This window comes from Thermotalea metallivorans, from assembly GCF_001562415.1.
Lineage (GTDB): Bacteria > Bacillota > Clostridia > Peptostreptococcales > Thermotaleaceae > Thermotalea > Thermotalea metallivorans.
Window position 1 is genome coordinate 50,797 of record NZ_LOEE01000021.1, and the last position, 26,178, is coordinate 76,974.

Annotated in this window: 28 protein-coding genes; 25 read left to right on the forward strand and 3 right to left on the reverse strand. The window is 38.6% G+C overall.

The features are described from left to right. Positions 1 to 63 precede the first annotated feature (63 nt). From spo0A to scpB, 15 genes are all read left to right on the forward strand, one after another. Entirely contained in the window at positions 64 to 870 is an 807-nt protein-coding gene (gene spo0A / locus AN619_RS03975) for a sporulation transcription factor Spo0A (RefSeq protein WP_068555182.1), read from the forward strand. A gap of 161 nt (positions 871 to 1,031) precedes the next feature. Continuing rightward, positions 1,032 to 2,153, forward strand: coding sequence for a putative cytokinetic ring protein SteA (steA, locus tag AN619_RS03980; RefSeq protein WP_068555183.1), 1,122 nt, complete (start codon positions 1,032 to 1,034; stop codon positions 2,151 to 2,153). Between the two features lie 24 nt (positions 2,154 to 2,177). Next, entirely contained in the window at positions 2,178 to 3,065 is an 888-nt protein-coding gene (locus AN619_RS03985) for a copper transporter (protein ID WP_068555184.1), read from the forward strand. 11 nt (positions 3,066 to 3,076) lie between these two features. Then, positions 3,077 to 3,766 carry a glycosyltransferase family 2 protein gene (locus AN619_RS03990; protein ID WP_068555185.1) on the forward strand — a complete coding sequence of 230 codons (690 nt, stop codon included), beginning with the start codon at positions 3,077 to 3,079 and terminating at the stop codon, positions 3,764 to 3,766. Further along, positions 3,763 to 4,575, forward strand: coding sequence for an MraY family glycosyltransferase (locus AN619_RS03995; protein WP_068555186.1), 813 nt, complete (start codon positions 3,763 to 3,765; stop codon positions 4,573 to 4,575). The genes AN619_RS03990 and AN619_RS03995 overlap by 4 nt, the downstream gene beginning before the upstream one ends. 46 nt (positions 4,576 to 4,621) lie before the next feature. Further along, complete coding sequence (locus tag AN619_RS04000) at positions 4,622 to 5,719, forward strand: DUF3866 family protein (RefSeq protein WP_068555187.1); 1,098 nt, start codon at positions 4,622 to 4,624, stop codon at positions 5,717 to 5,719. 299 nt (positions 5,720 to 6,018) lie between these two features. After that, positions 6,019 to 6,573 carry an NUDIX hydrolase gene (locus tag AN619_RS04005; RefSeq protein WP_068555188.1) on the forward strand — a complete coding sequence of 185 codons (555 nt, stop codon included), beginning with the start codon at positions 6,019 to 6,021 and terminating at the stop codon, positions 6,571 to 6,573. Positions 6,574 to 6,661: 88 nt separating this feature from the next. Next, a complete protein-coding gene (spoIIM, locus tag AN619_RS04010) occupies positions 6,662 to 7,294 on the forward strand; it encodes a stage II sporulation protein M (RefSeq protein ID WP_068555189.1) in 633 nt (210 codons plus the stop codon). 373 nt (positions 7,295 to 7,667) lie between these two features. Further along, on the forward strand, positions 7,668 to 8,558 hold the full coding sequence (gene xerD, locus AN619_RS04020) for a site-specific tyrosine recombinase XerD (protein ID WP_068555191.1): 891 nt from the start codon (positions 7,668 to 7,670) through the stop codon (positions 8,556 to 8,558). Positions 8,559 to 8,679: 121 nt separating this feature from the next. After that, on the forward strand, positions 8,680 to 9,513 hold the full coding sequence (locus tag AN619_RS04025) for a purine-nucleoside phosphorylase (protein WP_068555192.1): 834 nt from the start codon (positions 8,680 to 8,682) through the stop codon (positions 9,511 to 9,513). Beyond that, entirely contained in the window at positions 9,513 to 10,334 is an 822-nt protein-coding gene (locus AN619_RS04030) for a purine-nucleoside phosphorylase (protein WP_068555193.1), read from the forward strand. The genes AN619_RS04025 and AN619_RS04030 overlap by 1 nt, the downstream gene beginning before the upstream one ends. After that, positions 10,331 to 11,656: a pyrimidine-nucleoside phosphorylase gene (locus AN619_RS04035; RefSeq protein WP_068555194.1), complete on the forward strand. Its 1,326-nt coding sequence runs from the start codon at positions 10,331 to 10,333 to the stop codon at positions 11,654 to 11,656. The genes AN619_RS04030 and AN619_RS04035 overlap by 4 nt, the downstream gene beginning before the upstream one ends. Before the next feature lie 94 nt (positions 11,657 to 11,750). Beyond that, positions 11,751 to 12,926: a D-alanyl-D-alanine carboxypeptidase family protein gene (locus AN619_RS04040; RefSeq protein WP_068555195.1), complete on the forward strand. Its 1,176-nt coding sequence runs from the start codon at positions 11,751 to 11,753 to the stop codon at positions 12,924 to 12,926. A gap of 146 nt (positions 12,927 to 13,072) precedes the next feature. Beyond that, the gene (locus AN619_RS04045; RefSeq protein WP_068555196.1) at positions 13,073 to 13,813 is read left to right on the forward strand and encodes a segregation and condensation protein A; all 741 of its coding nucleotides are present in this window, start codon (positions 13,073 to 13,075) and stop codon (positions 13,811 to 13,813) included. 15 nt (positions 13,814 to 13,828) lie between these two features. Further along, complete coding sequence (scpB, locus tag AN619_RS04050) at positions 13,829 to 14,386, forward strand: SMC-Scp complex subunit ScpB (protein WP_068555197.1); 558 nt, start codon at positions 13,829 to 13,831, stop codon at positions 14,384 to 14,386. A 25-nt stretch (positions 14,387 to 14,411) separates the two neighbouring features. Here the strand turns inward: scpB and speB are convergent, their stop codons facing one another. The 3 genes from speB to AN619_RS04065 all read right to left on the reverse strand — a co-directional run bounded on the left by speB (position 14,412) and on the right by AN619_RS04065 (position 16,837). Next, a complete protein-coding gene (gene speB / locus AN619_RS04055) occupies positions 14,412 to 15,263 on the reverse strand; it encodes an agmatinase (RefSeq protein WP_068555198.1) in 852 nt (283 codons plus the stop codon). After that, complete coding sequence (gene speE, locus AN619_RS04060) at positions 15,250 to 16,104, reverse strand: polyamine aminopropyltransferase (protein ID WP_068555199.1); 855 nt, start codon at positions 16,102 to 16,104, stop codon at positions 15,250 to 15,252. Before speE ends, speB begins: the two co-directional genes overlap by 14 nt. 193 nt (positions 16,105 to 16,297) lie before the next feature. Continuing rightward, entirely contained in the window at positions 16,298 to 16,837 is a 540-nt protein-coding gene (locus AN619_RS04065; RefSeq protein WP_068555200.1) for a helix-turn-helix domain-containing protein, read from the reverse strand. Positions 16,838 to 17,109: 272 nt separating this feature from the next. On the opposite strand from AN619_RS04065, the gene AN619_RS04070 reads away from it, so the two are divergent. The 10 genes from AN619_RS04070 (at position 17,110) to AN619_RS04115 (ending at position 26,153) form a co-directional block, all read left to right on the forward strand. Then, the gene (locus AN619_RS04070) at positions 17,110 to 17,772 is read left to right on the forward strand and encodes a DUF2953 domain-containing protein (protein ID WP_068555201.1); all 663 of its coding nucleotides are present in this window, start codon (positions 17,110 to 17,112) and stop codon (positions 17,770 to 17,772) included. Beyond that, positions 17,753 to 18,202 (forward strand): GerW family sporulation protein, encoded by a 450-nt coding sequence (gene ytfJ / locus AN619_RS04075; RefSeq protein ID WP_068555202.1) that lies wholly within the window; start codon positions 17,753 to 17,755, stop codon positions 18,200 to 18,202. The genes AN619_RS04070 and ytfJ overlap by 20 nt, the downstream gene beginning before the upstream one ends. 133 nt (positions 18,203 to 18,335) lie before the next feature. Then, entirely contained in the window at positions 18,336 to 18,734 is a 399-nt protein-coding gene (locus AN619_RS04080) for a MazG nucleotide pyrophosphohydrolase domain-containing protein (protein ID WP_068555203.1), read from the forward strand. A gap of 121 nt (positions 18,735 to 18,855) precedes the next feature. Continuing rightward, positions 18,856 to 19,980 carry a D-alanyl-D-alanine carboxypeptidase family protein gene (locus tag AN619_RS04085; protein ID WP_068555204.1) on the forward strand — a complete coding sequence of 375 codons (1,125 nt, stop codon included), beginning with the start codon at positions 18,856 to 18,858 and terminating at the stop codon, positions 19,978 to 19,980. 275 nt (positions 19,981 to 20,255) lie between these two features. Beyond that, complete coding sequence (locus AN619_RS04090) at positions 20,256 to 21,230, forward strand: sulfide/dihydroorotate dehydrogenase-like FAD/NAD-binding protein (protein ID WP_068555205.1); 975 nt, start codon at positions 20,256 to 20,258, stop codon at positions 21,228 to 21,230. Then, positions 21,223 to 22,503 (forward strand): FAD-dependent oxidoreductase, encoded by a 1,281-nt coding sequence (locus AN619_RS04095; protein ID WP_068555206.1) that lies wholly within the window; start codon positions 21,223 to 21,225, stop codon positions 22,501 to 22,503. Before AN619_RS04090 ends, AN619_RS04095 begins: the two co-directional genes overlap by 8 nt. Positions 22,504 to 22,544: 41 nt before the next feature. Further along, the gene (locus tag AN619_RS04100) at positions 22,545 to 23,258 is read left to right on the forward strand and encodes a pseudouridine synthase (protein ID WP_068555207.1); all 714 of its coding nucleotides are present in this window, start codon (positions 22,545 to 22,547) and stop codon (positions 23,256 to 23,258) included. A gap of 293 nt (positions 23,259 to 23,551) precedes the next feature. After that, positions 23,552 to 24,016, forward strand: a complete 465-nt coding sequence (locus tag AN619_RS04105) for a GNAT family N-acetyltransferase (protein WP_068555208.1) — start codon at positions 23,552 to 23,554, stop codon at positions 24,014 to 24,016. A 21-nt stretch (positions 24,017 to 24,037) separates the two neighbouring features. Beyond that, positions 24,038 to 24,607 (forward strand): class I SAM-dependent methyltransferase, encoded by a 570-nt coding sequence (locus tag AN619_RS04110; protein ID WP_068555209.1) that lies wholly within the window; start codon positions 24,038 to 24,040, stop codon positions 24,605 to 24,607. Between the two features lie 148 nt (positions 24,608 to 24,755). Then, complete coding sequence (locus AN619_RS04115; RefSeq protein ID WP_068555210.1) at positions 24,756 to 26,153, forward strand: oxaloacetate decarboxylase subunit alpha; 1,398 nt, start codon at positions 24,756 to 24,758, stop codon at positions 26,151 to 26,153. Positions 26,154 to 26,178 lie beyond the last annotated feature (25 nt).

A 26,178-nucleotide genomic window follows, 5' to 3' on the forward strand; every position in this document is an offset into this window, starting at 1 on the left:
GTCGAATAGATTAAAGCAAAAGATATATAAAATATATAGAAAGATTTTCAGGGGGGTAATTCAGTGAAAAACATTAAAGTATTACTTGCAGATGACAATAAGGATTTTTGTGACATTCTCAGTGCATATTTGGGAAAACAGGAAGATTTAGAGATTATAGGAATAGCAAAAGATGGATTGGAAGCCCTAGAGCTGGTATCCAGAAAGACACCGGATGTGTTGGTGTTGGATATCATCATGCCCCATCTTGACGGCTTAGGCGTTTTAGAAAAATTAAATGAAATGAATCTGGAGAAATTTCCTAAGGTAATTGTATTATCTGCAGTGGGCCAGGATAAAATTACACAGAAGGCCATTAGTTTAGGTGCAGACTATTACGTGGTAAAGCCCTTTGATTTCGAAGTTTTTCTTACAAGAATCAGGCAATTAATGGGCAATCATGTTTCAGTAACAGAAAGAAAGAAAAGCTATAGCGATCTTCTCATCAATACTTCTGTGCCTGCATCAAGCAAAAATAGAAGCTTGGAAGCAGAAATCACCAACATCATCCATGAAATTGGCGTGCCTGCCCACATCAAAGGATATCTATATCTTAGGGAAGCCATTACCATGGTGGTAGAGAATATTGAAATGTTAAATGGCGTTACAAAAGAATTATATCCATCTATTGCCAAAAAGTTCAATACAACACCAAGCAGAGTAGAAAGGGCCATCCGCCATGCCATAGAAGTTGCTTGGAGCAGGGGAAAAGTGGACACGATCAATAATTTGTTTGGATATACGGTACATAATGATAAAGGTAAGCCGACAAACAGCGAATTTATTGCCATGGTGGCCGATAAATTGAGAATTGAACAAAAAGCTGTATAGGCAAAAAATCAAAAAAAGGAACACTGAATTTATTTCAGCGTTCCTTTTTTTACATGGGCATAGAGTTGTGTTATAATAAGCAATAGTGTAAGATAGTATCAATTCGTATGTTTTTTTATGCAAGAGTAATACTACGAATGAAAAGCCAGTTGGAGGTTATTATGTTAATAAAATCAATTGCAAGAAAAGATAGGAAAACAAAAAACCTTGTCAAAAGGCTTCTTCCGGGAGAAATTGCCGTAATCAACCACAGAGATATAGATGAGGTGGCTGCCCATTCTTTGGTCCAGTGCAAACCAAAGCTTATCATCAATGCAGATCAGTCCATCAGCGGCAGATACCCCAACCTAGGCCCCGGCATTTTGCAGGCCGCCGGAATTCCCATATTAGATCATGTGGGGCAAGAGATATTTGATTTTATCAACGAAGGAGATATTTTAGAAATTATTGACAACGAAATTTACCATGACGGCCACTTTATCGGCACAGGAGAAATCTTGACGGAAGAGCTTATTCAGTTGAAATTGGCGGAAACAGAAAAAAATTTTGAAAAGGAATTGGAGAAATTTATTGAAAATACCTTAGAGTATGCCAAAAAAGAAAAGGATTTTATCCTAGGGAATTTGAAAGTTCCTGAATTTAAGACCTCTTTTCAGGGAAGACATGTGTTGGTAGTGGTAAGAGGGCAAAATTATAAAGAAGATTTGCATGCCATAAAATCCTATATAGATGAATTTAATCCTATTCTCATAGGGGTTGACGGCGGAGGGGATGCCCTACTGGAATTTGGGTATGTTCCCGATATGATTGTGGGAGATATGGACAGTGTTTCTGACAAGTGTCTCCTTATATGCAAAGAAATCGTCGTCCATGCCTATCCTGACGGTAGGGCTCCCGGTTTAAAAAGGGTTGAAGCCTTGAATAAAAAAGCAGTTGTTTTCCCGGCTCCCGGGACAAGCGAAGACATTGCCATGCTCCTTGCTTTCGATAAAGGTGCTGATCTGATTGTGGCTCTGGGAACCCATTCCAATATGGTGGATTTTTTGGAAAAAGGAAGAAAGGGAATGGCCAGTACTTTCCTTGTAAGGTTGAAGGTGGGTTCTAAATTGATTGATGCAAAAGGCGTAAGCAAATTATATAAAGAAAGTGTTAAAATTAAACATCTGATAGGACTACTGATCGGGGCCATGATCCCTACATTGATTGTGGCCATCATGTCTCCACCGGTGCAACAACTTTTGAAGCTGCTTCAAATTAAACTGAAATTTATTTTTGGAATGTAAAATTGTAGAAGGGGTGATGATAGGATGATTATTAATTTAAAATATTATGTTATCACCATTGTGGCTATATTTTTAGCCATAGGGGTAGGAATTTTTATCGGAATCATGCTTGACGGCCAAGAATTGATTGTAGAACAGCAACAACAGCTCGTTAGCCAATTGGAGGCTAAATTTGACGAATTCAAAACGAAACAGGATGAGTTGCAGCAGAGAATTGACTTTCTCAATGCTGAAAGGGAAAAAACTTTAAAGTTCATGGATATAGCTTATCCCGAAATGGTGAAAAATAAATTAAAAGATCTGGATGTTATTATTATTGAAACCAGTGAAGATTATGCTTATTCCGGTATCACAGAACCTTTTGAAAAAGCAGGGGTACACAGTGTCACCAATATTCTCATCAAAAACTCCTTTATGCTCCGTGATGACCAAGTTGCCTTTGAAATAGCAAAGGATTTGAAGCTGAAGGGAACAACCAGGGAAGAAATTCAGAAACAATTGATAAAAAATTTTTGTGATGCCCTTATCAGCGGCAATAATTTTCAACTGATTCAATATTTAAAAGATAAAAAGATGATAGATGATACGGGGGGACTTACCTTTCCAGCAGACTATATCGTGATCGCTGGGGGAAGCCTTACGGAAAACAAAGAAATTTTAAGTACAATCGAGATCCCAATGATTCATTTTATTAAAAACAGAAATATTCCCGTCATTGGAGTAGAAAAATTAAGTGTAGCCTACTCCAACATACCGGAATATAAGAAGCTAAGAATCTCAACCGTAGATAATGTGGATACCATCATAGGAAAAGTATCCATGTTGATGGTGGTAAGCGGCAAAGAAGGCCATTTTGGTGAAAAAGAAACTGCAGAGCAATTGATGCCTGAAGAATTTATGTCTATTGAATAGGAGATGAGTTTGTGTCAGAATGGATTACTGTGATTTTACCGGCAAAAAATGAAGAGGATAGAATTGGTGATACAATTCAATCGATTCAAGCTTCAAAATATGTAAATAAAATTATTGTGGTGGATGATGGCTCTACCGATGAAACAGCCCAGATTGCTGCCAAAGCTGGAGCTGATGTTTACCGGTTGCTTAAAAATTATGGAAAGGGCTATGCCGTAAACTATGGCATCAGCAAGTCTATTCATCAGAGCAAAATTATCGTATTGCTGGATGCGGATCTGGGAAATACGGCCCTGGAAGTAGATAAATTGATTGTACCCGTACTCAATAACGAAGCAGATGTTACAATTGCAAAATTTCCTCCAGCCAAAAGAAAAGGAGGATTTGGCCTGGTAAAGGGTTTGGCCAAATATGGAGTGAAATTTTATACAGGCCATACCATCCATGGTGCACTTTCGGGGCAAAGAGCATTTAAATCTGAGGTCTTACTACATTTAGGCAATTTGCCTGCCGACTATGGCATTGAAATAGGAATGACTATTGATATTTTGAGGAAAGGCTATAGGATTCAAGAGATTGAAGTAAACATGACCCATCGGGAAACGGGAAGAGATCTGAAAGGATTTATCCATAGAGGAAAGCAATTCTATCAGATTCTAAAAGTTTTATTAAAGAAATCAAGAGAGGGAATGAAATCATGATAAAGATTATTTTATATTTTATCTCTTCTTTTATAATCACAAAGTTTTTCATACCCTTTTTTCTGCATTTGCTCATCGATGCCCAGTGTATACGGAATAATTATAAAGGAGAACCAATTCCTGTCAGCATGGGACTGGTGTTTATACCGGCAGCAGCAGTCAACACACTTATCTTGATCATCTTTGCAAAACAAAGCTCTTTGCTGGATTATTTGATTCTACTCACAGGGGTATTTGCCATGGGCATTGCAGGACTGCTGGATGATCTGTTGGGAAACAGAAATGTTACAGGGTTAAAAGGACATGTGAAATCGTTAATGCAAAACAAATTGACAACGGGGGGATTCAAAGCTGCTTTTGGAGGGCTTATAGCTTTCACCGTCAGCATCATTGTCAGCGGTAATTTGTTAGACATCATGATCAATACTTTGATCATAGCTCTATTCACTAATTTCATCAATTTACTGGACTTAAGACCGGGCAGAGCCATCAAGGGATTTATTTTGAGTGCTTTACTTCTATTGCTATACTCTTTTTCCGACGCCCATCGTCTTTTTATCATTGGCTTATTGGGGGTCCTCTTTGCTTATTTTCCCTATGATTTAAAAGCAAAGGCCATGATGGGAGATGTAGGTTCTAACATACTAGGCATTTCTCTAGGAATCACCAGTGTCTATGCAAACTTTTCAACGAGAGTGGTTATTTTATCTTTTTTGATACTGTTACATCTCTATACGGAAAAATATTCCCTGACAGCAGCTATAGAAAGAAATAAATTGTTAAGGTTTTTAGATCAGTTAGGAAGATGAGAATGGTTGTGATCTTATCAATTGAATCATGAAAAGAGGTTGTGAAATGATTAGTGTAAGATATGGAAAGGCCGTAGAAATTATCTCACAAAAAGAGACAACCATGGAAGTGATGGTTGAGATAGACAATGAGAGATATAAAGCTATCAACTATAATCGATTAACAGGTTTCGTGGAAATAGGAGATACTTTGCTGTTGAATACAACAGCCGTAGATTTAAATTTAGGAACAGGGGGATACCATTTTGTCATCTCAAATATAACTAAAGCAGAAAGAACTTTTCCCCCCGGGGGACATATTATGAAATTAAGGTATACTCCTTTCCAACTGAAGGTATTTGCTGCTGAAGAACAGGAAAGCAAATATCATGACATTTTTAATAAATTTCAATCCTTAGACTCCATGCCGGTCATTGTCGGAACCCTCCACAGCATGCTGCCGGCAATCGTTGAAGTCCTAAAATTTTTCCATGGGGATCTTAAAATCGCCTACGTCATGACGGATGCTGCTGCATTGCCCTTGGATTTCAGCAACTTGGTTTACCAATTAAAGAGAGATCAAAAAATAGCTGGAACGATCACCATCGGACATGCCTTTGGCGGAGATATAGAATGTATCAATATCTATAATGGATTAATTGCCGCCAAAGAGATTATCAATGCCCATGTGGCCGTTGTCACCATGGGGCCGGGCATCGTGGGAACTGGAACAAAGTTTGGATTTACAGGGATTGAACAGGGAAATATTATCGATGCCGTCAATGATTTGGGAGGTATACCCATTGCTGTTCCCAGAATTAGTTTTGCAGACCGGCGGCAACGGCATTACGGCATCAGTCATCATACACTGACAGTATTGGACACAATATGTAAAACCGCTGCCTTGGTAGGCATACCTATTTTTGATGAAGGAAAGCATGCCTTTATCCTCCATCAGCTCGAGGGAACGGGTATTAAAAAAAAGCATAGGCTAATATTTCAGGCATGTAATGACATCGAAGACATCCTTGAAAATTCACCTATTCAATTAAAAACCATGGGCAGAAATTTTGAACAGGAAAAGGAATTTTTTATGGCCGCCGGTCTCAGTGGGAAAATAGCTATCGACATGCTAAATGATCATCAATCATCGATTGCAGAGTAGTATATTGATTGGACAGGTCTTCTAGCATTTCCAACAGATCAGATATTTTTCCGATAAAATAAATTTGTTTTTTCATTATGACCCTATACATGTTTACATCTCACCTTTCTTATATGATTTCATATAGATTTACAACTTCAAGTCACCAGCTGCCAGTACTGGTGACTGGCAACTGGCAACAAAACATTTGCTGCATAAAAAGCTTATCTTCATAAAGGCATAAATCAAACTTTAGCGTTGTATGACTATATTATCCTATGACTTGTCCTATAGAATTATGCAAATTGGGAGGTAAAAATATGATCATCCGAGAAAATACAATAAACTCTAAAAGAATATACGAGGGAAGGATGATATCCCTTAGGGTGGATACGGTGGAATTGCCTGATAAGAAATATTCCACAAGGGAAATTGTTGAACATCCGGGAGCTGCCGTTGTCGTGCCAATGACAGATGATGGAAAAATCATCATGGTAAAGCAGTTTCGCAAAGCCGTAGAAGATTCTTTGCTGGAAGTACCTGCAGGAAAACTGGATAAAGGAGAAAATCCCGCCATATGTGCCCATAGAGAATTGCAAGAAGAAACAGGTTATGTCAGCGCCAATATGCAATATTTATTTAGCTTCTATTCCTCTCCGGGATTCTCCAATGAAATTATGCATCTTTTTATAGCAACAGATTTGACACAGGGAGAAGCCCACCCCGACGAAGACGAATATATTGAGATTGTCAGTTATGAATTAGGGCAACTCATAGAAATGATATTCCAAGGAAAAATTAAGGACAGTAAAAGCATCATTGCCATTTTTGCTGCCAGTCAATATCTTGGGCATAATCACCTTGGACAGCAATAAATTGGACAAAATCATCCTGACAAGTCATAATATCCTCTGATCCGGCATAGTATTTTATAAGAAGTGGACAGGAAAAGGGGGTATTTTTTTGTTGAGGAAATTGAGAGAAATTGCACTGAAGCATATTCAAGGCAATCTTATTATATATTTTATTGTGATCATGTTTTTATTGATCGGTATTTCCGCAGGGGCCTTTACGGTAAAAGCCTTATCTGATGGGAAAAAACAAGAACTTATTCATTATCTGAGAAGTTTTTTTCAATTCATCACGGAAAATCATGTAGAATCCTTTTCTATATTGAAACAATCCCTGTTCAATAACCTGCAGACAGGCATATTGATTTGGCTGTTAGGTGTTACAATTGTAGGTATTCCCTTCATACTTTTGTTGATTGCTTTAAGAGGCTTTATTATCGGATTTACAGTAGGTTTTTTCATTGAACAGATGGGTTTGAAGGGTTTGCTTTTCTCATTTTGTTCCATTCTGCCCCAAAATATATTGATCATCCCTTGCTTTATCGTGATTGCCGTGATTGGTATCAGCTTTTCTATGATGATTATAAAAAATAAATTAAATAAAACCTATAAAAGTGATATCTTGAGACAATTTGTCATCTATAGCTCAGTCATTGCTGCCCTTTTCATAATGATTGTGTTGGGTGGTATTGTTGAAGCCTACATCACCCCTGTTTTCATGAAACTATTGTCAGGTTATATGTAAAATTTCGCCTCGGAGGAAACGATTATGTTTTTGAAAATACTGAAAATAAGGGTAAAACATTTTTCTTTGTTTATGCTCATATTCATAATGCTCATCATTTTTTCCATGATATTGCCTTCGATGATCAATCATTTTTTAAAATTATTGATCTATGAGGAAAAGCATGAAAAACCAAAAAGAAATAGTGTATTTGTAATGAGCCCCAGGATTGATGCAGAGGAAGATTTAAAAAAAATTTTACAGCAGGTCCTCAGATGTTTTGTAAAATAAAAATAAATAATTTCCTGTGATTTAAGAAAAATTTTGAAGGAATTTTGATAGATGTGTTGAATAGTAGTTAAAGATGGATATAGGGAACGAAGGGGACAAATTTATGAATATTTTGCTTGATGCTTTTATTGATTATTTGGCAAATGTAAAGGAATTATCCCAAAATACATTAGATTCTTATAAAAGGGACATTTCCCAATATATTGCTTTTCTGGCTGAGAAAAAGGTAGATGATATCAAACATACCAATAAAACAACAATCATTACATACTTGTTATATTTGCAGAAAAGGGGCCGGGCTACCTCTACAATTTCAAGAAATCTTGCATCGATCCGTTCTTTTTATCAATTTCTGTTAAATGAAAAATACATTGACAGGGACCCGACAATTAATCTGGAATCGCCAAAATCAGAGAAAAAACTGCCCAGTGTTTTAAGTTTGAAAGAAGTAGAGTTATTATTGGCGCAGCCTGACGATAGCAGCGAAAAAGGAATCAGAGATAAGGCAATGCTTGAATTGTTATATGCTACAGGCATTCGCGTATCTGAGCTGGTGGCTTTAAACTATTGTGATTTAAATTTGGAAATGGGATATATTCAATGCAAAGGCAATAATTCATCAAAAGAAAGAATTATCCCCATAGGCAGTATGGCAAAAAAGGCCATAGAAAGATTTATTAAAGAATGTAGAGTAAACTTAGTTCGTGATAATGCTGAACAAGCCCTATTTGTAAATTATCACGGAACTCGATTGACAAGGCAAGGTTTTTGGAAAATTATAAAGATGTATACCCAGAAAGCAAAAATTAATAAGAAAATTACTCCCCATACATTGCGACATTCTTTTGCAACCCATCTGTTGCAAAACGGAGCTGACCTAAGATCTGTTCAAGAGATGCTTGGTCACTCAGATATCTCTACAACACAAATATATACACAAATCACCAAAAATAAGATTAAGGAAATTTACAATAAAACGCATCCCAGGGCCTGAGCGGCTCTTTATTTTTCTTTGTTCGACAACAACCCTATCTTAATTTGCTGATATTCTTCATATGGAAATGCCTCCATAGGGTATTGGCTTTTTTAAAATTTGTTTTGAAGGAGAGGATCTTATGAAAAATTTGCCGGATAAGATTCAAGAAGCTTCTGCTTATATAAAAAAGCAATTCCATATCAGGCCCAAAATTGGCCTGATTTTGGGATCCGGGTTGGGAATGATGGCCGATGAAATACAGCATGCCATGTATATCAACTATGCAGATATTCCTAATTTTCCTGTTTCCACAGTACAAGGGCATGCGGGAAGACTGGTAATTGGAGAATTGGAAGGACTTCAGGTGGTTGCCATGCAGGGACGATTTCATTACTATGAAGGTTATTCCATGGAAGAGGTTACCTTTCCTGTTCGAATCATGAAAGAACTGGGAACAGAAACTTTAATTGTTACGAATGCCGCTGGAGGAGTAAATGAAAATTTTAAACCGGGAGATCTTATGGTGATTGATGACCATATCAACTGGAGTTTTGACAACCCTTTGATCGGCAAAAATTACGATGCATTGGGCGTAAGATTTCCCGATACATCCCAAGCATATGACAAGGAACTCATTCATATTGCACAGGAAGCTGCCAGGGAAGAGGGTATTCGATTGCAGCAGGGAGTTTATGCAATGTTCAGTGGTCCCACCTATGAAACGCCGGCAGAAATACGAATGGCCAGATTTTTAGGCGCAGATGCCGTAGGGATGTCCACGGTTCCCGAGGTAATTGTGGCAGCCCACAGCAGAATGAAAGTATTGGGCATTTCCTGCATCACCAATATGGCAGCGGGCATTTTGAATCAACCGTTGGATCATCATGAAGTCATCGATACCGCCAATAAAGTCAGAGAATCCTTTATTATGCTGATAAAGAAAATTTTAACCAAAATGAGGGAGGAATATTAATGCGCAAGAAGATTTTTGAAGCCAGCAGTTTTATTCAAAGCAGAATAAATACTACACCGGAAATAGGCTTAATTCTAGGCTCCGGGCTAGGAAGCTTAGCCAACGAAATCGAAGAGGCAGTGCGTATTCCTTATGAGATTATTCCCCATTTTCCCGTTTCAACGGTAGAGGGTCACGAAGGCCAACTGGTGATCGGGACTTTAGAAGGAAAAAAAGTGATTGCCATGCAGGGAAGATTCCACTATTATGAAGGCTATTCCATGCAAGAAGTAACTTTTCCTGTCCGTGTCATGAAAGAGCTTGGCGTAAAAATGCTCCTTGTGACCAATGCCTGCGGGGGAATGAATCCCGAATTATATCCCGGAGCACTCATGTTCATCGAAGACCATATTAATTTTACCGGTGATAATCCATTGATAGGACCTAATGATGATACACTGGGACCCAGATTTCCCGATATGTCCACAGCCTACGATAAAGCATTGATTGCTTTAGGCCAAAAAGTAGGGGAAAAACTGGGTATCGATACAAAAAAAGGCGTATATGTGGCAATTAGCGGGCCCAATTATATGTCAGCTGCTGAGCTGAAAATGCTTAGAAAATTCGGTGCAGACACCTTAGGCATGTCAACGGTTCCTGAAGTTATTGTAGCTAGGCATGCAGGATTAAAAGTCCTCGGCATATCCTGTGTGACAGACATGGCCATCGCCGATACTTTAGAACCCTTAGAACATGAAAGGGTTGTAGAGATCGCAAATCAAACCCGCCCTAAATTCATTCGTCTGGTGAAGGGTATCCTTCAAGAGGTGAACATGGAATGAGAGTCTACGATATTATCTTGAAAAAAAGAGAAGGATATTCTTTAACAAAGGATGAGATTTATTATTTTGTCAATGAATATACGAAAGGAAATATCCCTGATTATCAGGCAGCTGCACTGCTTATGGCCATTTTCTTTCAGAAGATGAATAAAGAAGAAACGGCCTACCTGACAGAAGCAATGATGTATTCCGGTGATGTGCTGGATCTATCGAAAATCGAAGGCATTAAAGTCGATAAGCACAGCACCGGCGGCGTAGGAGATACTACGACTCTCGTTGTTGCTCCCTTGGTGGCCTCCTGCAACGTGCCTGTTGCAAAAATGTCAGGGAGGGGTTTGGGCCATACGGGAGGAACGATTGATAAACTGGAATCTATTCAGGGTTTTCATGTGGAGCTGTCCAATGAGCAATTTATCAATAATGTAAATCAATTCAAAATTGCCGTTATCGGCCAATCGGCAAATCTTGCTCCTGCCGATAAGAAATTATATGCCCTAAGGGATGTAACGGCCACAGTAGATAATCTGTCTCTTATCGCCAGCAGTATCATGAGCAAAAAACTGGCTGCCGGTTCCAATGCCATCGTACTGGATGTAAAGGTGGGTAGCGGTGCTTTCATGAAGGATTTAGACAGCGGAATTGAACTGGCAAAGGAGATGGTGGATATAGGCCATCATATGCATCGTGAAACCATTGCCATTCTAACTAGCATGGAACAACCTTTAGGTTTTGCAATCGGAAACAGTCTTGAGGTTGAAGAAGCAATTCAAACCCTTAAAAACAGGGGACCAGAAGACCTAAAAGAATTAAGTATTACTTTAGCAAGCTATATGGTTTTCTTGGCAAAAGAAGCTCCTTCCATTGCGGAAGCCCGTACAATGGTTATAAACCATTTGGAATCGGGCAAAGCTCTCAGCAAATTTAAAGAATTTGTTCAAGCACAAGGCGGTGATCCGGCAGTTGTTGAAGATACAAATCTTCTTCCCAAGGCAGCCTATACAAGAGAGGTGATTGCATTAGAAGATGGGTATATTCAATCGATTCAAACTGACAATATCGGTATAGCTGCCCTTATTTTAGGAGCTGGAAGAGAAAATAAAAATTCACCCATTGACTTATCTGCGGGGATTGTTATGAATAAAAAAATTGGTGATACAGTCCATAAGGGTGACTCTATTGCAACACTATATACCAATAAAGCAGAGGTATTGGAACAGGCAGGCAGCATCATTCGAAAGGCCATCCATTTATCAGAAGGACCTGTTCAAAAACCAAGGCTTATAAAAGCCATTGTCTCAAAGGATCATGTGCAGATCATGTAATATTTTACATAAATCTGAGAATGTCCCTCCTGTGCATAACAACAGGAATTGCTGGAAAAGATAAGATTAAATCACAATGCAAGGAGGGCATCAGATGAAAGAAATATTCAATAAATTCGTCTCAGTTATGATCTGCTTTACTCTGTTACTCGGTTCATTTTCGATCGCAGCCCATGCTGAAGAATTTGACGTGGATGCGAGAGCAGCAATTTTGATGGATGCTTCCACCGGTACAATTCTATATGAAAAAAACATTCATGATAAACTGCCGCCGGCCAGTGTTACAAAAATTATGACAATGCTGCTGGCCATGGAGGCTTTAGAACAAAAAAAGATTTCTCTGGATGACAAAGTTTTGATCAGTGATCGCGCCTCCAAAATGGGAGGCAGTCAGCTTTATCTGGAACCAGGGGAGGAAAAAACGGTAGAACAGCTTTTAAAGGGCGTAGCAGTTGCCTCCGCCAATGATGCATGTGTGGCCCTAGCCGAGCATATAAGCGGCACGGAGGAAATGTTCGTCAAAAGGATGAACGAAAGAGCCAAAGAATTAGGGATGCATGATACACAATTTATGAATACCAACGGCCTGCCTCAAGAAGGTCACTATACCAGTGCCTATGATATTGCCATTATGTCAAAGGAATTATTAAAATATCCTAAAGTCCATGAATGGTTGACAATTTGGATGTCTACAATGAAAGTTGGACTGCCTAACAAGAAAATAACTACCCTTGAATTAACAAACACAAATAAATTAATTAGAATTTATCCGGGTGCCAATGGTATAAAAACAGGTTTTACCGCTGATGCAAAATATTGCCTGTCTGCCTCAGCTACCCGCAACGGTCTTACTTTGATTGCTGTCATATTGGGGAGCCCCACCTCGCAAATTCGATTTGAAGAGGCCAAAAAATTATTGAATTACGGATTTGCATCCTACAGTTCTGTTCCTATTGTCAAGAAAAATCAGATTGTAGATGAAATCACCGTTGAAAAAGGAAAACAAGAAAAAATAAAGGTCATTGCCAAGGAAGATCTCAGTGCTTTGGTGAAAAAAGGCGAAGAAAATAAAGTACAAAAAGAGATTATCCTCCCCCAAAACATTAAAGCACCTTTGGCTGCAGGACAGAAAATCGGTGAAATTTTGTTGACCGTTGATGGCAAAGAAATCAATAGGGTAGATCTTATTGCAGAAAAGGCTGTGGAGACAGCTTCTGCCATCGACATATTCGGAAAGATGATTCGCAGAACCCTCAAATCCAGCCAATAATGTGAAAATAAGCGATAAAAAGTCTTCCTTTAACTCTTCCAACGGAAGACTTTTTTTATGATGTGATTCCTATCTCTTCATATGTTATAATAAAAGATGCATCTAACAAATATAAGGATGCATATTGAAAAAAAGCAGGTGATGCAATGTCATATAATGTAAAACTTGAGAGCTTTGAAGGTCCTTTTGACTTATTATTTCACCTTATTGAAAAAGCAGAGGTGGATATATACAATATCCCCATTGCCCAGATCACAGACCAGTATATCCAATACATTCATGACATGCAAAAATTTGATTTGGAAGTAACCAGTGAGTTTTTGGTAATGGCTGCTACCCTTGTTGAAATAAAATCGAAAATGCTGCTACCCCATAAACATGAGGAACAATTGACTATGGCCATGGATGAGATGGACCCAAGGCAGGAGTTGATTACCAGGCTTATTGAATACAAAAAATATAAATCTGCCGCAGATGAATTTAAAAAGAGGGAAGAGGTTTTTAAAAAAGTATTTTATAGACCTCAGGAGCAGTTGGATCAGTTTATCCGGTATGATGACATAGAATTGGTCGACTTGGATATTCGTACACTGCTTGATGCATTCAACAATTTGCTAAGAAAGAAAAAAAGCCATGGAGAAGATAAAATATATGCCAGTGAAATTCACAGAGATGAAATTACAATAGAGGATAAAATTCATCAAATCAAGGAGCATTTGCATCAAAACGGGGCAGTAAGGTTTGATCATTTATTTTCTGATCCTTATAATAAGAGCGAGATTGTTGTGACCTTTTTAGCACTGTTGGAGCTGATTAAGCTAAGGTTTTTGATCGTACAGCAAGATAAAATATTTGGTCATATCATTGTAAAAAAATTGCGCCAATGAACGAGGTGTACTCTAATGAAAGAAAAAGAAATTCAATCGGTTATTGAATCCATGTTATTCATTTGGGGAGACCCTTTACATGTAAAGACCATTGCCGAAGTTTTGGAACTCCCTCCCGAATTTATAAGAAAAGTCATATTAGATTTAAAAAAGGAATATGAAAGGGAAGAAAGGGGCATACAAATCATTGAAGTGAATAACAGCTTTCAATTATGCACAAATACAAAGAATTATGAATATATACAAAAGCTGTGTACACCACCACAAAACAAAGGGCTCACCCAGGCAGCTTTAGAAGTCCTTGCAATTATCGCTTACAAACAACCGATAACCAGACACGAAATCGAAGGAATACGGGGGGTAAAAAGTGATAAAGCGATCCATACTTTGCTGGAAAAGGAATTAATTTATGAACAGGGTCGTCTTGAAAAAACAGGTCGTCCCATCTTATACGGAACTACAGAAACCTTTTTGAAGGCCTTTGGTCTGAGCTCCCTGGAAGAGCTGCCGGCTATTGAAAACTTCGAAAAACTAGACTTTGATGAAAATGAAATCAATAAAACCGATGAATAATTCATCGGTTTTATTGATTTTGTCTTTACAGGATTAGCATGAGTTCTCTCAGCACTTTCGATGCAACGGCTGTAGATACCCCGGTAGGATCATAGTCCGGTGCCAATTCAACCACATCTGCCCCTATGATATTGAGCCCATCTAATGTTTTGAGTATATTCAACATATCATGGAAACTGATTCCCCCCGGTTCCGGCGTCCCAGTTCCTGGAAATATGGAAGGATCCAGTATATCAAGGTCAATGGTTACATACACAGGCTTATTTTTTATCTTTTCCACAATATCTTTTAATTTTTCATAACCATATTTATTGATAAAGGTATGGCCTTCCTTTTCCGCCCAGTAAAATTCTTCTTTCAAACCTGAACGTATACCGAATTGATAAATACGCCCGTCACCAAGAAAATTCCATATTTGCTTTATCACCGTTGCATGGGATAATTCTTCACCCATATAGTGACCCCGAAGATCCGTATGGGCATCAAAATGCAGCACCACTACATCCTGATAGCTTTCATAAACAGCAGATACCACCGGAAGGGTTACCAAATGTTCCCCTCCAATCATCAGGGGCTTTTTACCGTTGCGCAACAGGTGATCGGCATATCCTTTGATAGCGTCTAATACTGCATATTTATTTCCAAAAGTTAAATCAATATCCCCGGCATCATGAACAAAGTGATCCTCCAGATCCCTATCCAAATAAGGGCTGTAAGTTTCCAAACCGTAGGAGTCAATCCGAATCTTATTCGGTGCAAATCTAGAGCCTGGCCTGTAGGAACATGTGCCGTCAAAGGGAGCACCGAAGAGCACAATTTTGCTTTCCTCAAAGGATTTGTTGCATCCGATAAAACAATATTTATTAAAGAGTTCCATCTTCTATCTTCTCCTTTACATGGTTGGGTAGAGCAAAGCATCCTTTGTGCAGTTCGGTGTTATAATATTTTGTTTTGATGTTGGCTTGATTCCACTCTTTCTCCTTTAAATCATGGATCGGATGAAATTCCTTGGATGCAAAGTTAAACAACCAATAACCGCCGGGGTAGGTTGGGATATTTGCCTGATATACTTGTACAATAGGAAACATCTTTTTCAACTTTTTATTGGAACTGATGCCTACTTCAAAAAAACTTTCATAAACAGGAGTTTCATTTTGATTAATCAATATTCCTTTTTCCGTAAGAGCCTGATAGCAATTGTGATAAAATTCTGTAGTAAACAGACCTTCCCCTGGTCCAATGGGGTCTGTGGAATCGATCAAAATGAGATCATATACATTTTCTTTTCCCTGTATAAATTTGATTCCATCTTCATAAAGGACGGTTACCCTCGGATTATCCAATTCACAGGACACCCCGGGAAAATATTTTCGTGCAGCGTCAACCACCAGTTTGTCTATTTCCACCATATCCACATGGACAATCTGGGGATACTTCATTAGCTCCCTTACGGTACCGCCATCGCCGCCTCCAATGACCAAAACATTTTTAATATCAGGATTTACAGCCATGGGGATATGTACAATCATATCATGATAAACAAATTCATCCTTCTCTGTTACCATGACCAGTCCGTCGAGGGTCATAAGTTTTCCATATTCATAGGTATCCAGGATATCCAATTTTTGAAATTCACTCTCTCCAGAGAACAGATGCTCCTTTACCCTCAAAGAAAATCTTACATTTTCGGTATGCTCTTCTGTATACCATAATTCCATGTTTTATTCCTCCTTAATTGTATTACATAAATAAAGATGGGAATGCTTATCCCACCTTCATATTTAATTTTAAAAGTTACGCACCCGCTTTCAATCGTCATGCTTTTGATTGTATCATTCCCAAATCTTCTTATTTTATCCACTACACTTCTTGGAATCTCATTACTTAATTTTCAAAAGGATCCACCTTCTTTTAAAATGATGGTGGACTGGCTACCCAAAGAATTGTAGCCGGCTTATGATATGGATTTTCTAAAAAATGTGTTTTATTGGATTTGAAATAAAAGCTTTCACCTTTCTTCACCTTAAATTTGTTTTTCCCTACACATACGTTTATGTTGCCTTTCAGTACATAGCCGAACTCCTCACCCTTATGGGGAGACTCAATATTGCTTGTACTATGGGGATTTAAAGTAATCAGTATAGGCTCCATTATATTTTTTTGAGCATTGGGAATGAGCCACGAAATCTTATAACCCAAGTCTTCATTTTCACTGGAATAAATATCTTCTTCCGTAAAAACAATCTTGTCCTCTAATTCTTCATTAAAGAAATTTTTGATATCTGTTCCCAATGCCTCCAGAATATCAATGAGTGTAGCAATAGAAGGAGAAGTCAAATCCCGTTCAATTTGTGAGATAAAACCTTTCGTCAAATCACAGCGCTGTGCCAATTCATCTTGTGTTAACTCATTTAAAATTCTCAATCTTTTTAGTTTTTCTCCTATTTTCAAACACATCACCTCGATCGAAAGCCAGAAAGATTGAAAACTCCCGTGATTTACTATGATTAAACTCAGGGTTTAACTATAGCGGCATTTAGTCTTATTAAACTTTCAGTTTACATATATTAAATATAAACTAATTTTTCAAAATGTCAATATATTTTTTTTTATTTTGCTGATGCCATTCCCTTTAGCTTTTAAAAATCAAAGATCGATTAGGTTTAATTTTTATGCTGGTTGGAAAAAATATACTCTGTCACAGTTAGAGTGAGGTGAACACTTTGTATATATTGATAGTTGTTTTCATAATTGCCTTTGTTCTATTCCTAATACTTTCGCTGATGCCCATTGTCATTGAGATCAAAATGCTCAAAGACAAGACCAATGATGCAGTGATATGCCGTTTCAAGACCTTTTTTGGACTGATACAATACAAGATTGAAATTCCTCTCATCCGCTGGATCAATAGAAAAAACAATTCATCGGTTTTAGAAATAGATACAGAAGTAGAATCAGGGAAGACAGAAAATTTTATAAAGGACGACAAGAAACTTCTTAACTTTGCTGAAATAGAAGAAATTCAAGATCAGCTGGCCCATCTATACCATGGATATTACAACATTTTCTCCTACATACGAAAGAAAATTGTGCTGGAAAGCTTATCCTGGAAAACTGAATTTGGTATCGGCGATGCAGCCGTTACAGGAATATTGTCCGGAATGTTATGGGGAATCAAAGGAACTCTGTTTGCAATCATTCAGAAACATATCCATCCCAAAAATATTTCTTTCCATGTAGTACCATATTTTGACCAAGAAATCTTTCAGACCCGCATACATTGTATAATTACACTGAAAATAGGCTATGCTATAATTGCATCGATAAAATTTGTCCATGTATATTGGAAACGAGGTGAGAAACAAAATGTCGAATCATCCTATTGAAGCTTTAATGAAAACTACCATGGAAAGTCTAAAGGATATGGTAGACGTAAATACAATCGTTGGGGATCCAGTGGAGACTCCCGACGGAACAGTCATCATCCCCATTTCCCGTGTCTCCTTCGGTTTTGCTTCCGGTGGGGGGGAGTATAAAGTGAAAAATGACAGAAAGACACAAGAGGATGATGAAGGAAGCGAAAAGCTTCCATTTGCAGGAGGTACAGGTGCTGGTGTCTCCGTACAGCCCGTGGCATTCATGGTGGTAGGAAATGGAAATATGAAGCTTATGCCTGTAGATCAAAATGCTACTATGATAGACAGTATTATTAATTTTGCACCAAAATTATTGGACAAGATTCAAGCCATGGGTGAAAAAAAGGGTGAAAACAAAGTAAAAAAAATTGAAATATCACAGGAAACTATCACAGAATAAGGAGCGGGATAAAATCGCTCCTTATTATATGTTTTGCCATTTTGAAGGGAAAAAGTATAGAATATAGAATATTATAGTTAGCCGAAAATTTTTTATACTTGCATATGCGGGACTGGATGAAGGGGGAGAAATCATGGAGCTTAAAGAAGCTGTAGAACTTATTTGGAATAATAGAAAGTATATCACCGATGATCCAAAAAAAACCATCAGTCACCTCAATGAAGAAGTTGCTGAATCCATGAAGGCCCTAATGAAGGGTGAAATGGACAAGGCGAGGAGAGAGCTGGAAGATGCCCTTTCCTGTTTGTTTATTGCTTTAAAGATTATGGATGTAGATATAGAAAAGGCCGTTCACAATCAAATACAGCAAATGAAAAAAAGAAATGAAAAGATTATGATTCTCAAAAAAGATAAGGTTGAAATATTTGTCAACGGAACACTCAAGGGCGGCTGGTCGATTTGGAGTGAAGAAGATTTAAAGGAAGCTGAAAAAATAGCAAAGGAATTCGGATGCGAAATCATTAGGGAATAGCCAAATCCATCTGAATCCAGTAAATCCATTTGAATCCATTTATTATGACATTCTTTTGCATGTTTTATTGAAATATTGAAAATACTAAAAAAGAATGAACATAATCAATGGAGTGATCAGCTTGAAGAAAAAATTTGCGTTTATATTATTGCCCCTAACCCTTTTATTTTCAACATTCAGCATAGCATTTTCATACGCCGATGATTTCAATATATCTGCTTTTAGTGCCATTGTCATGGATGTAAAAACCGGTAGGATATTGTATAAAAAAAATATCCACGCAAAAAAACCCATGGCCAGCACAACAAAAATTATGACGGCATTGTTGGCCCTGGAGAAATCCTCTCTGGATTCGGTGGTAAAGGTGCCTAGGCAGGCAGTGGGCGTTGAAGGATCTTCCATATATTTGCAATATGATGAAAAAATAAAAATGGAAGACTTGCTTTACGGTCTTATGCTGCGTTCCGGAAATGATGCGGCCGTAGCCATTGCCACCCATATCGCCGGTTCCGTTGATGGATTTAGTCAACTGATGAATAGGAAAGCAAAAGAAATAGGAGCAAACAACACAAATTTCATGAATCCCCATGGATTACATCACGATCAGCATTATACCACCGCTTATGACTTGGCACTGATTACAAGACAGGCCCTGCTCAATGAAAATTTCAAAAAGATTGTCAGTACAAAGCTGTGGACTGCCCAGCGAGAAGGGCATCGATACTTTTATAATAAAAATAAGACCCTAACACAATTGGAAGGGGGAGACGGTGTAAAAACGGGATACACCAAAGCAGCGGGCAGATGCTTGGTTACTTCCGCTACAAGGAATGGCATGCAGTTGGTGGCCGTGGTGCTGGATGCTCCCAACTGGTTTGAAGATTCCTATCTATTGCTGAATTACGCCTTCAAAAGGTATCAACCCTATCATGTGATCCATCGGGATACTTATTTGAAATCCATTTCTGTTTTCAATGGAGAAAAATCTCATACGGGAATTGTGGCAAAGGAAGACGTCATCATTCCTGTTTCAGAAGAAGAAAAAAACAAGATATTGTCTGTATTAGAAGCCAATGAGACGATCCATGCGCCCATTGCCAGAGGGATGAAGATCGGCAAAGCAAAAATATATTTGGATGGCAGATTGCTATATACAACCGATCTGTTTACCCGGGAGGATATAGACCAAAAACATCTGAAAGATAAAATCATTGATTTCATTCAAAGACGTTCATACAAGGAATGATCTAGCTTGTAGACAAACCCTTGAGATTTGGCTTCCTGCTCAGACCTGCGCCGCTTTTCTAAATAAAAAAACAAGGGAAAAATCGGCTTGCTGATTCGCGACGAAGCCTAAATCTCAAGGATTCTTACTTATCCCGTTACTTTTTCTACAGACTGGATCATCCTTTTTGTGGATGATTATTTTTTCGTCTGCCTCTACCTATGTAACACTTTTTCTGACTGCAAAATACCCTATTAGTATAGGGTCTTTTTATGCCTAAAAAGGAGGGGTGAGGCTTGGGTCAGAAAAATATCGTCACTTGCATTGATGCAGGAAGTGAATATTGTCCCTGTTATTTGGCAGAGAACAATGAATGTATCACATGCTCTCATCTGCAGGGAAAGAGTTTTTGTGATTGCAACTGGAGTGGTGTCTGCATTTACCAGGAATTTTCCTGGTGCGGCAATATGAAGAAAAATCCGAGAGAAACCATAGAATCGAAAATTATTGAAAAAAAGCAATTTGGAGAGAATGTGTTTGTATTTAAATTTCATGTATCTAAAACCTTAGCAAGACAACTAAAGCAACCCGGATCTTACATTTTTGTAAGGGATATGGAAAAACCGCTTTATTTTGATGTCCCCATGTCTATTATGTATGCTGATGAACAAAGGGGAGAAATTCACATAGCCGTACAGATTTTGGGCGTAAAAACAAAAGCTCTTCTTGATTGCCAAGAGAAGATGTTCATCAAAGGCCCATACTGGAATGGCCTGATTGGGTTGAAAGATTTAAAAGGCACCGAGGATAAGGACGTCCTTGTGGTGGGAAGGGGAATTGCCTTGGCACCTGCTATGCTTGCAGTAGAATATTTGCTTCATCATCACAATCGGATTACTTTTGTAATTGATCCTGGCAAAACCGGTTCTGCATTTATAGAAGATTACTTCAACGGTTTGGAAATGGATAAAGTATATTTAAACTTGCGGACAGAAGAAGGTTTGAAACAACTTTCCCATCTGTTCAGACAAAAAAGCTACAGCCTTGTTTACAGCGGCGGCTCTGATTTACTTCATCAATCTTTAAAAGATCTAATAGCAAAAAGCGATGAAAACATAAAACTCGTTGCAACCAATAACCATGAAATTTGTTGCGGCGAAGGAGTTTGTGGTTCTTGCACAGCCCATACAATCAACGGAAAAAGGATCAAAATGTGTAAAGCCCAGGTAGATGTTGAAGAAATCATAGAAAGGGGGAATATCCATGGTTAAAGTTGTCGTCATCGGTGGAGGTTGGGCCGGAGTTGCAGCAGCTATTACTGCAAGAAAAGCAGGAGCACAAGTGACAATCTTAGAAAGAATGGATATTTTACTTGGTCTTGGCAATGTGGGAGGAATTATGCGAAATAATGGACGATATACTGCCACGGAAGAATGTACATTGTTAGGCGCCGGGGAATTATTTGAAATCACAGATAAGACAGCCAGGCACGTAAATGTTGATTTTCCAGGCCATTCCCACGCAAGCCTATATGATGTATGCAAAGTTGAACCTATCGTCAGAAAGCTACTGGCAGACAGGGGCATCGATTTTAAATTAAGATCCAGAGCTGTGGATGTAAAAATGAACAACGACAGTGTCAGGGGCATCGTCCTCCATGGAGGGGAAGTCATAGAAGGAGATGTTTTTGTAGAAGCTACCGGATCCACAGGTCCCATGGGCAACTGTTTGAAATATGGAAACGGCTGCGCCATGTGCATTTTGAGATGTCCATCCTTCGGTCCACGGATAAGTCTTAGTCAAAAAGCAGGTGTGGAAGATATTTTAGGAAAGAGAAGCGACGGTTCTTATGGAGCCTTTAGCGGTTCTTGCAAATTGAACAAGGACTCTTTAAGCCCTGAGATTGTTGAGGAATTAAACCAGAAAGGAGTCGTGATATTGCCCGTTCCCAAGGAAGATATTCATGTAAAAAAGCTGGAAATGAAAGTATGTCAGCAATATGCCTTAAAAGAATATGCGGAAAATCTAATTTTGCTGGATACAGGCCATGCAAAACTCATGGCGCCATTTTATCCTCTGGATAAATTAAGAAGGATCAAAGGATTAGAAAATGCAAGATATGAGGATCCTTATTCAGGAGGAATAGGAAACTCCGTAAGATATCTTTCTATCGCTCCCAGGGATAACAAAATGAAAATTACAGGGGTCGATAATATGCTTTGTGCAGGTGAGAAGTCAGGATTATTTGTGGGGCATACAGAAGCCATTGTCACAGGTAGCTTGGCCGGTCATAACAGCGTAAGATTAGGGAAAGGCATGTCCCTCTTGGAATTGCCAGTAAATCTTGCTTGTGGAGATTTGATTGCCTTTGCAAATGACAGGATCAAAACAGAGGAAGGCTTAAAAACAAGATATACCTTTGCAGGAGCAGATTATTTTCAGCGAATGAAGGATTTAAACCTCTATACCACAGACAAAACAGAACTGAAGTCAAAAATTGAACGAATGAACTTATTGAATATATTTGAAGAAAAGTTAGTATAGAATATATAATATAGCTAGCAAAAGATAAAGGAGTTGTTTGTGTGAGACTGCAAAAATATATTGCCCAATCCGGTATAGCATCAAGAAGAAAGGCGGAGGAACTGATACGTTCGGGCAAGGTGAAAGTAAACGGCGTGGTGATTGAAAATATGGGCGCAGTGATTGATCCGTCCTCTGATGTGATCACCGTTGATGATAAAATTGTTAAAATTGAAGAAAAAAAAGTCTATATTATGCTCCATAAGCCTGAGGGTTTTGTAACAACAGTATCCGATGAATTTAACCGTCCTGCGGTTATTGATTTGGTCAAAGATATAAAAGAGAGAATATATCCTGTAGGACGATTAGACTATGATACATCGGGACTGCTGCTCATGACCAATGACGGAGATTTAACCTATCGGCTTACCCATCCGAAACATGAGATTCCCAAAACATACATTGCAAAAGTAAGGGGCCATCTTGCACAAAGTGCACAAAAAAAGTTTCGGCAGGGAATTGATATTGGGGGATATATTACTGCGCCAGCCTCTTTAGAGGTGCTAAAACTTGAAAGAGATACATCTGTTGTAAAAGTCGTTATTCATGAAGGAAAAAACAGACAGATAAGAAGGATGTTTGATCATCTGGGGCATCCTGTTGTTTCTTTGAAACGAGTTGCCATAGGCAAACTAAATATAGATCAATTGCCAAGGGGAAAATGGAGATGTTTATCTCCTAAAGAAGTAGCCTATTTAAAATCTCTTTCCAGATGATTGAAAAAGTCTGTCAAATTTGATAGACTCAGACTGAAGGAAAAGCAATACAATGTTCATAAATCCTTGAGATTTCGGCTTCGCCACCATTGGATACTAGCTACTGGCTGATAGGGAATAGATGATCGTTCATGGTTGTTAATAGTTTTTGACTGCTTACTGCGAACTGACAGCTGTCAGCTGGCGACTGGAGAAAAGGGGCATAGGTCTGAGCAGGAAGCCGAACCTTAAGGATTTATCTGGTTTCTGCTATGAGATCAGTGGGTATAATAACCCGTAAAGGAGCGTGAAAAATGCTGACGATAAAAATTGCAAATCAAAAAGATATGTCAAATATTCAAGATCTTATCAACAATCACCATTTGGATGAAATAAACTTGGAAGCAATGGCAGATCACTGTATGATTGCCTATGACAATGAAATACCTGTAGCTGCGGCAGGTTACGAATCCTTTGGCTCCATAGGGATTTTGCGCTTTGTGGTAGTGCGAAGGGACCGCCAAAGAGAATATTTGGGGGATGGTATCCTAAAAGCAGTTTTAAACTTGGCAGATAAAAAAGGAATTCGGCGTATGATTGTAGGAACGCAACAACATGGGAAATTTTTTAAAAAAGTAGGGTTTTGTAAATTAAATATACAACAACATGAGGATGAAGCCATAAAGACGTTCATAGAAAAGAATTTTAGACAGGATGTTTCTCTTTGGGAAGCCATGCTGCCGGATTTTTTCCAAAAATCCTGCAGATCGAATCAATAGAGATGGTAAGGTGTGTCAATGATGGGTGCAAAATACTTAACAAAAGCCACAAATCTTGCAAAACACATCATATCTGCTGTTGTTCAGGAAGGAGATACCGTTATCGATGCCACCATGGGCAATGGAAATGATACGCTGTATCTAAGAAAAATGGTTGGCAATACAGGAAAAGTAATCGCGTTCGACATCCAGGAAAAAGCCATTGAAAACACTAAAAAATTGCTGCAATCCTTCCATATGGCGGATGCTGTAGAATTGATTCACGATGGCCATGAAAACATGGATCTTTATGTATTCCAAGAGGTTTCAGCCGTTATGTTTAATCTGGGATATCTTCCCAAAGGCGATCACCATATTGTCACCAAACCTGATACGACCATCATCGCCATCGAAAAGGCCTTGAGCCTTCTAAAAAGGAATGGCATCATCACCATAGCCGTATATCATGGGCATGAGGAAGGTATGATTGAAAAAGATCAGGTGCTGGCTTATGCAACAACCCTTGATCAAAACCAATTTCATGTCCTAAGATTGGATTTTATCAATCAGAAAAATAATCCCCCTTTTTTACTTGTCATCGAAAAAAAATAATCCCTAAAATCTATGGATACTTTTCATACCCCCATATACAGATAAAAGGAAGGATTCATATTTTTTCTATAGAATATCATGCATCATCTATCGTTGGATCTTTGTATACAGTTGCTTTATGATGAAAAAATACGCAAGGAGGAATAGAATGGCGAAAGTAAAAATAACGGAAACGGTTTTGCGGGATGCCCATCAATCGCTGATCGCCACACGAATGAAGACGGAAGAGATGGTTCCCATTCTGGAGGCTCTGGATAAAGTTGGATATCACTCCTTGGAAATGTGGGGTGGAGCCACCTTTGATGCTTCTTTAAGATTTTTAAATGAGGATCCTTGGGAAAGACTAAGAATCATTCGCAAAGCCGTAAAAAGCACAAAACTGCAAATGCTTTTAAGAGGACAAAATTTGTTGGGATACAGACATTATGCCGATGACGTTGTGTCAGAATTTGTGAAAAGATCTATTTCCAATGGCATAGATATCATTAGAATTTTTGATGCTTTAAATGATGTAAGAAACTTGGAAGTAGCTTTAAAAACTACAAAACAGGAAGGCGGTCATGCCCAGGCGGCAATTTCTTATACCATTAGCCCTGTACATAGCACAGAGCATTATTTAAAAGTTGCAAAACAAATGGAAGACATGGGCGCCGATTCCATATGTGTCAAAGATATGTCGGGAATTTTAACACCCTATACTGCCTATGAGTTAATTTCCATGTTGAAACAAAGGGTGAAGGTCCCCATTCAACTGCATACCCATTATACCAGCGGAATGGCATCCATGACTTATATAAAAGCCATAGAAGCAGGGGTTGATGTGGTCGATTGTGCAATTTCTCCCATGGCGTTGGGCACCTCTCAGCCACCGACGGAGCCCTTTGTAGCAGCCCTAAAAAATACGGAATATGATACAGGTTTAAGTCTTGAGCAATTAAATGAGATTGCCGAGTATTTTCGTCCCATAAGGGATCAATACCTGGAAAGCGGACAGTTAAATCCCAAGGTATTGGGCGTTGATGTAAATGCCCTTGTATATCAGGTGCCAGGAGGAATGCTTTCCAACTTGGTTTCACAACTAAAAATGCAACATGCCCTGGACAAATATGAAGAAGTGCTCAAAGAAGTGCCTAGGGTAAGGGAGGATTTGGGATATCCCCCTCTGGTAACTCCCATGAGCCAAATGGTAGGCACCCAAGCCGTATTCAATGTAGTTTTAGGAGAGAGGTACAAGATGGTGCCCAAAGAAATCAAGGCATATGTGAAAGGCGAATACGGCAAACCCACGGTTGAGATTTCCCAAGAAATCAGAAAGAAAATTATTGGTGATGAGGAAGTAATTACTTGCAGGCCTGCTGATTTAATTCCTCCACAATTGGAAAGTATTCGAAATGAAATGAAAGAATACCTAGAGCAAGAGGAGGATGTGTTGTCCTATGCTTTATTTCCCCAAGTGGCTATGGAATATTTTAAATACCGTCAGGCGCAAAAGTACAAAATTGATAGCGAATATGCGGATAAGGATCAAAAAACGTATCCTGTATAAAATTCTTAGAAAACTCCTCCATCCG

Excerpts from the sequence above, each read along its gene's own strand:
- steA (WP_068555183.1), top strand. The coding sequence starts at position 1,032 with ATGTTAATAAAATCAATTGCAAGAAAAGATAGGAAAACAAAAAACCTT.
- AN619_RS03985 (WP_068555184.1), top strand. The coding sequence starts at position 2,178 with ATGATTATTAATTTAAAATATTATGTTATCACCATTGTGGCTATATTT.
- AN619_RS03995 (WP_068555186.1), top strand. The coding sequence starts at position 3,763 with ATGATAAAGATTATTTTATATTTTATCTCTTCTTTTATAATCACAAAG.
- AN619_RS04000 (WP_068555187.1), top strand. The coding sequence starts at position 4,622 with ATGATTAGTGTAAGATATGGAAAGGCCGTAGAAATTATCTCACAAAAA.
- AN619_RS04005 (WP_068555188.1), top strand. The coding sequence starts at position 6,019 with ATGATCATCCGAGAAAATACAATAAACTCTAAAAGAATATACGAGGGA.
- xerD (WP_068555191.1), top strand. The coding sequence starts at position 7,668 with ATGAATATTTTGCTTGATGCTTTTATTGATTATTTGGCAAATGTAAAG.
- AN619_RS04025 (WP_068555192.1), top strand. The coding sequence starts at position 8,680 with ATGAAAAATTTGCCGGATAAGATTCAAGAAGCTTCTGCTTATATAAAA.
- AN619_RS04030 (WP_068555193.1), top strand. The coding sequence starts at position 9,513 with ATGCGCAAGAAGATTTTTGAAGCCAGCAGTTTTATTCAAAGCAGAATA.
- AN619_RS04035 (WP_068555194.1), top strand. The coding sequence starts at position 10,331 with ATGAGAGTCTACGATATTATCTTGAAAAAAAGAGAAGGATATTCTTTA.
- AN619_RS04040 (WP_068555195.1), top strand. The coding sequence starts at position 11,751 with ATGAAAGAAATATTCAATAAATTCGTCTCAGTTATGATCTGCTTTACT.
- AN619_RS04045 (WP_068555196.1), top strand. The coding sequence starts at position 13,073 with ATGTCATATAATGTAAAACTTGAGAGCTTTGAAGGTCCTTTTGACTTA.
- scpB (WP_068555197.1), top strand. The coding sequence starts at position 13,829 with ATGAAAGAAAAAGAAATTCAATCGGTTATTGAATCCATGTTATTCATT.
- speB (WP_068555198.1), bottom strand. The coding sequence starts at position 15,263 with ATGGAACTCTTTAATAAATATTGTTTTATCGGATGCAACAAATCCTTT.
- speE (WP_068555199.1), bottom strand. The coding sequence starts at position 16,104 with ATGGAATTATGGTATACAGAAGAGCATACCGAAAATGTAAGATTTTCT.
- ytfJ (WP_068555202.1), top strand. The coding sequence starts at position 17,753 with ATGTCGAATCATCCTATTGAAGCTTTAATGAAAACTACCATGGAAAGT.
- AN619_RS04080 (WP_068555203.1), top strand. The coding sequence starts at position 18,336 with ATGGAGCTTAAAGAAGCTGTAGAACTTATTTGGAATAATAGAAAGTAT.
- AN619_RS04095 (WP_068555206.1), top strand. The coding sequence starts at position 21,223 with ATGGTTAAAGTTGTCGTCATCGGTGGAGGTTGGGCCGGAGTTGCAGCA.
- AN619_RS04105 (WP_068555208.1), top strand. The coding sequence starts at position 23,552 with ATGCTGACGATAAAAATTGCAAATCAAAAAGATATGTCAAATATTCAA.
- AN619_RS04110 (WP_068555209.1), top strand. The coding sequence starts at position 24,038 with ATGGGTGCAAAATACTTAACAAAAGCCACAAATCTTGCAAAACACATC.
- AN619_RS04115 (WP_068555210.1), top strand. The coding sequence starts at position 24,756 with ATGGCGAAAGTAAAAATAACGGAAACGGTTTTGCGGGATGCCCATCAA.